This is a genomic window from Bacillus sp. LB7 (assembly GCF_030449715.1).
Classification (GTDB): Bacteria; Bacillota; Bacilli; order Bacillales; family Bacillaceae; genus Bacillus; species Bacillus paralicheniformis.
The window spans coordinates 1-4,636 of sequence record NZ_JASGCA010000040.1; the positions used below are offsets into that span (position 1 = coordinate 1).

The 4,636-nt window shown below is 43.4% G+C and carries 6 protein-coding genes; all 6 read left to right on the plus strand.

All coding sequences use genetic code 11. The features are described 5' to 3' along the window. A partial coding sequence (locus tag QMZ64_RS22770; RefSeq protein ID WP_301441616.1) for a phage/plasmid primase, P4 family occupies nucleotides 1-2,202 on the plus strand: 2,202 nt, incomplete at its 5' end. A gap of 241 nt (nucleotides 2,203-2,443) precedes the next feature. Continuing rightward, nucleotides 2,444-2,881, plus strand: coding sequence for a hypothetical protein (locus QMZ64_RS22775; protein ID WP_061565938.1), 438 nt, complete (start codon nucleotides 2,444-2,446; stop codon nucleotides 2,879-2,881). Continuing rightward, nucleotides 2,878-3,417 carry an ERCC4 domain-containing protein gene (locus QMZ64_RS22780; protein WP_301441617.1) on the plus strand — a complete coding sequence of 180 codons (540 nt, stop codon included), beginning with the start codon at nucleotides 2,878-2,880 and terminating at the stop codon, nucleotides 3,415-3,417. The genes QMZ64_RS22775 and QMZ64_RS22780 overlap by 4 nt, the downstream gene beginning before the upstream one ends. Next, nucleotides 3,414-3,584 (plus strand): Fur-regulated basic protein FbpA, encoded by a 171-nt coding sequence (fbpA, locus tag QMZ64_RS22785; protein WP_017695850.1) that lies wholly within the window; start codon nucleotides 3,414-3,416, stop codon nucleotides 3,582-3,584. Before QMZ64_RS22780 ends, fbpA begins: the two co-directional genes overlap by 4 nt. A 3-nt stretch (nucleotides 3,585-3,587) precedes the next feature. After that, nucleotides 3,588-4,103, plus strand: a complete 516-nt coding sequence (locus QMZ64_RS22790; RefSeq protein ID WP_301441618.1) for a putative metallopeptidase — start codon at nucleotides 3,588-3,590, stop codon at nucleotides 4,101-4,103. 15 nt (nucleotides 4,104-4,118) lie between these two features. Continuing rightward, nucleotides 4,119-4,514: a YopX family protein gene (locus tag QMZ64_RS22795; protein ID WP_009329247.1), complete on the plus strand. Its 396-nt coding sequence runs from the start codon at nucleotides 4,119-4,121 to the stop codon at nucleotides 4,512-4,514. The last annotated feature ends 122 nt before the right edge of the window (nucleotides 4,515-4,636 follow it).

Genomic DNA, 4,636 nt, shown 5'->3' on the forward strand with positions numbered 1-4,636 from the left:
CCGTTCATCGGCATAGACATAGATCATTGTGTGGAGGACGGTGTCTTGTCCCCGTTCGCTGAGGAAATCGTTCAGGCGATTAGCAGTTACACCGAATATTCACCCAGCGGCAAAGGAGTCCACATCATCACAAAAGGTAAGATCCCATTGCGCGGGCCGGGCACAGGGAGAAAAAATCCTGAACTTGGGCTGGAAGTATACCGCCACGGTCGCTATTTTACCTTTACCGGTAACAGTCTCGGAATCGGGGCCGTTGAAGAACGAACGGACGAGCTCAAAGAGCTGTTCGAAAAATATTTGAAGGACAAAAAAGAAGAATCGAAACCGTCCAACCCGCCTGCTGCTTCATTCCGTGATATGAGCAACCTCTCTAATAAGGAGATATGGGAAAGGATGTTCAACAGCAAGAACGGGAAGAGCATTCAGGATTTGTTTAACGGTCATCTGATAAATGATGATCACTCGGCCACAGATATGGCTTTATGTAATCACCTGGCATTCTGGACGGATAAGGATCCCGCAAAAATGGATTCAATGTTTCGGGAGTCGGGGTTGTTTCGGGAGAAATGGGATCGACAGCATTCATCTGACGGCGCTACATATGGAGAAATGACCATTGCCGCGGCCGTTTATTCTACTCATACGACAATTTCTGATTTACTGGAAGAGCAGCAGGAACAGCCGTATGAAATATATATTTCCCATCCCGAAAATTCTCAAGTTGAGGATACCGAAGAGATCATTGACACTCCGCCGGCGTTTCATTTGACGGAGCTCGGCAACGCTGAACGAATTGTCTACTACCACGGAAAGAATATTCGATATTGTAACGAGCTTGACTGGCTGATCTGGAACGGCAAGCGATGGGAAGAAGACAGCAAACGAAAAATTGAAGCCATTACCGCTAAGACATTACGGGCGTTGTACGGCGAGGCTAAGGCCACAGAAGACAAATTCCGAAAAAAGCAGCTGAACGATTGGGCGAAGAAATGCGAGCGCCGCAACATACGGATGAACACAATTTTAGATGTTCGGCCAATGGTTTCAGTGAGGAAGCAGGAACTGGATTCCCACAAATATCTTTTAAATTGCGATAACGGTGTGATTGATCTAAAAACAGGCGAACTTCTGCCGCATGATCGGGATCTGCTTTTTACAAAAATATCTCCTGTCTCTTATCAACCGGACGCAGACTGTCCGAACTGGAAAGCTTTCTTGGAAAGTATTTTTATAGATGACCAGGGCGCACCAAGTTATGAAATTATTGATTTCATGCAAAAGGCAATTGGCTATTCGCTGACCGGGGACACCACAGAACAGGTCATGTTCTTTCTATTTGGGAACGGTCGGAATGGTAAATCAACCTTTATCAATACTGTTCAGCACCTGTTCGGGGACTATGGGCGGCAGACAAATAGCGACACCTTCATAAAGAAGAAAAATGACAGTGCCATAAACAATGACATTGCCAGGTTGGACGGCGCCCGGTTTGTGTCGGCCGTCGAGAGTGAAGAGGGACAGCAGCTGTCTGAATCGTTGGTGAAGCAGATCACCGGCGGCGAAAAGATGTCAGCGCGTTTTCTGCGCCAGGAATACTTTGAGTTTACACCCGAATTTAAAGTCTTCTTTACCACAAACCATAAACCGATAGTTAAAGGCAGCGATGAGGGGATTTGGCGCCGGATCCGGCTGATTCCGTTTACTGTCACAATTCCAAAAGAAAAAGTAGACAAGAAGCTTCCGCAGAAACTGGCTGCGGAAATGCCAGGGATCCTGCGGTGGGCTATTGAGGGCTGTTTGAAGTGGCAGAAGGAAGGCCTTGGAGAGCCGGAAGCGATCAGGAAGGCGACGGAAGGCTATCGGGAGGATATGGACATTCTAGGTCCGTATATGGAAGAAAGATGCATCCAGCATCCGACCACAAAGGTAGAAGCAAAGGAGCTTTATAAGGATTACAAAGACTGGTGCTTCGAAAATGACGAAATTGAGCTGAAGAACCGGGCATTTTATCGACAAATGGAAATCCGTGGCTTCAAAAAATATCGCGGAAATTATAACAAAAATTATTTTGATGGGATCGGTTTAATAAAAGAGAACCGAGATTTGCATAAACAATTAAATCTTTTTAAACAGGGTCAGAGCCCATCGGATATAAAAAGTAACAAAAGTAACGTCACAAGCATCCAGAGAAAAAAGCTATAAACGTTGATACAATAGGGGTTTTAAGAGTTTTTCTAAAATATGGTGTTACTTTTGTTACTTAAATCCCCTGTTCCATGTACTGAAAAAAATAAATAAAAAAATAAATATATATATATTCTATATAGCTTTATATATGAAAATGAGTAACAAAAGTAACAAAAAGGGCTCAATCCCTTGGGAGAGTAAGGGCGAGCCGTGTTACTTAAAAAGTAACAAAAGTAACAACAAGGCGGGTGATATTTTGCATCCAAAACAAATTTGTGATGACCTTGCCTTTTTGGGTTCACCTTTAGTTCTGGATGGGGATGACCTTTATATTGAGCATCCGGAGAACGTCTATCCAGAACTTGTGGAATTTGTTCAGTCACATAAAAAACGGCTCATCCAGTATTTAAAAGGTGAATACTCAATGCAGGATCATAAAGTCAAACAGACCATTGATAAAATCATCAATTATTTTATGGGAATAGATCAAGAAATGAATCCAAAGATAGACGACTGGTTCAATCATGATTGGGATGCGGCAACCAAAGCCGCGCGGTTGCTTGTTCTATTTTGGGGGAACGGCTGGAGAGATCTGAACAGCTCCGTTTCGAATTTTGAGGATGAAGTAACGGACAAGCTCTCTTTAGAAATCTATGAAAGGGCCATATCGTACTTTAAGGGGAAGAAAGCATGACGATTATTCACTATAACTATTCGGATACTGAAATGAAAAATATTCTCGACAGCATGATCATTATTGTGGATACGAGGGAGCAAAAGAACCAGCATGTTCTTGACTATCTCCAAAAAAACAACGTATCCATCAAATTCAAAGGGATGAAGACGGGCGACTATTCCGCCATGATCCCGAAAAACGAGGAATATGGGATCACCCGGGACATGTATTTGAACGCAGCTATCGAACGGAAAAACGGTGTTGATGAACTGGTTCAATCCATTAAAGACCGTTCCCGGTTTGAAAATGAATTGATTCGCGCGTCAAAATATCCCTTCACTCTTCTTGTGGAGGATCTGGAGGGCTATCAAAAAATACTGAACGGAAAATATCGCTCACAATATAAGCCGCAGTCCTTGCTTGGCAGCTTAAAAACGTTTGAAGTCCGTTACAATTTCTCAACCGTTTTTATTAACCCGAGCGCGACCGGAAACTATATCTATCATCATTTTCATTACATGGCCCGGGAACTGTTAAAGGGGGGCTTTGTGTGAATGAATTAATGAAGGCTCTTTATTATGAAAGGAAAAAGGACGAGCTTAAAGCGCGGCTGCTTAAAATGGGGTATTTTAAAACACCTGACGGTCGGCAGCTGTATGAGCTTTCATTAACTGAATTAGACGAAATATTCAAAAAGAAATTGATTGAAAGGGGAAAATGACCCATGGCATTTGTAGGTTTTGAAGAATCACAAGAGGTGCGGCAGCTGGCCGAAAGTTTAATTGATAAACATCACCCACATTTAAAAGATGCAAAGGAACACATCGGTTTTTACATCCGGGAAGGTAGCAGCAAGTGGGCTGGGAAGGCGAAAAAATGCACGGCCTTTGAGCGCCACATGACTGATTACATGCTATTTGTATTTATCAATAAGGAAGCATGGAGGACGATGACGGAGGAACAGCGCGCCGCCCTGGTAGATCATGAACTTTGTCATTTTACCCGCGCGGAATGGGAGGAACCGGATCCGAAAGATTCAAGCAAGTGGGTCACTGTGTATGGACGCGTAGACGATCCCGACAGTTGGGGGATTCGCGAGCATGACGTTGAAGAGTTTTCCGAAATCATTGAGCGTCACGGCCTTTGGGAAAAAGGGATTGAATCATTCGCTGCAGCCGTCCGGGAGGCTGACTATCAAATGAATATTGATGATGTGAATAGATTTCAAAGGGTGAAATGATGGGAGGTAGAACGGATGAGAGAGATTAAGTTTCGAGCGTGGAATGCTCCACTTAAAAAAATGGAATACAACTCTTTAAATGCAATTGGTTTTGATGGAAGGGTATATTACGGAAATGCGGATATAACGGGATTTTTCGAAAATATTATGCAATACACCGGATTAAAAGACAAAAACGGCCGGGAGATTTACGAGGGGGACATTCTGAAATTTGATGAAGGTAAGGCGCCAAAGAAATTTTTAATGGTTAAGTATATGGGCGCTGGGTTTGCTCTTGTCGATCCAAAATTCACAGGCAATTTATACGCGGAAGTGATCCCGGATTATGTTGATGTTATCGGGGAAGTTGTAGGGAATATTTGTGAGAATCTGGTGAAGGCGGCGGAAGCCGGGAAGGAGAATGAGAAATGAAAAAAGCTATTGCAACAATCATAATTCTGCTGCTTGTCGCGTTGTCGGCAGGTTGTGAGTCATGGGATAGAATGGTGAAGGATTTTAACGCATCCAATAATGGATTGGTCCGGACGGCAACT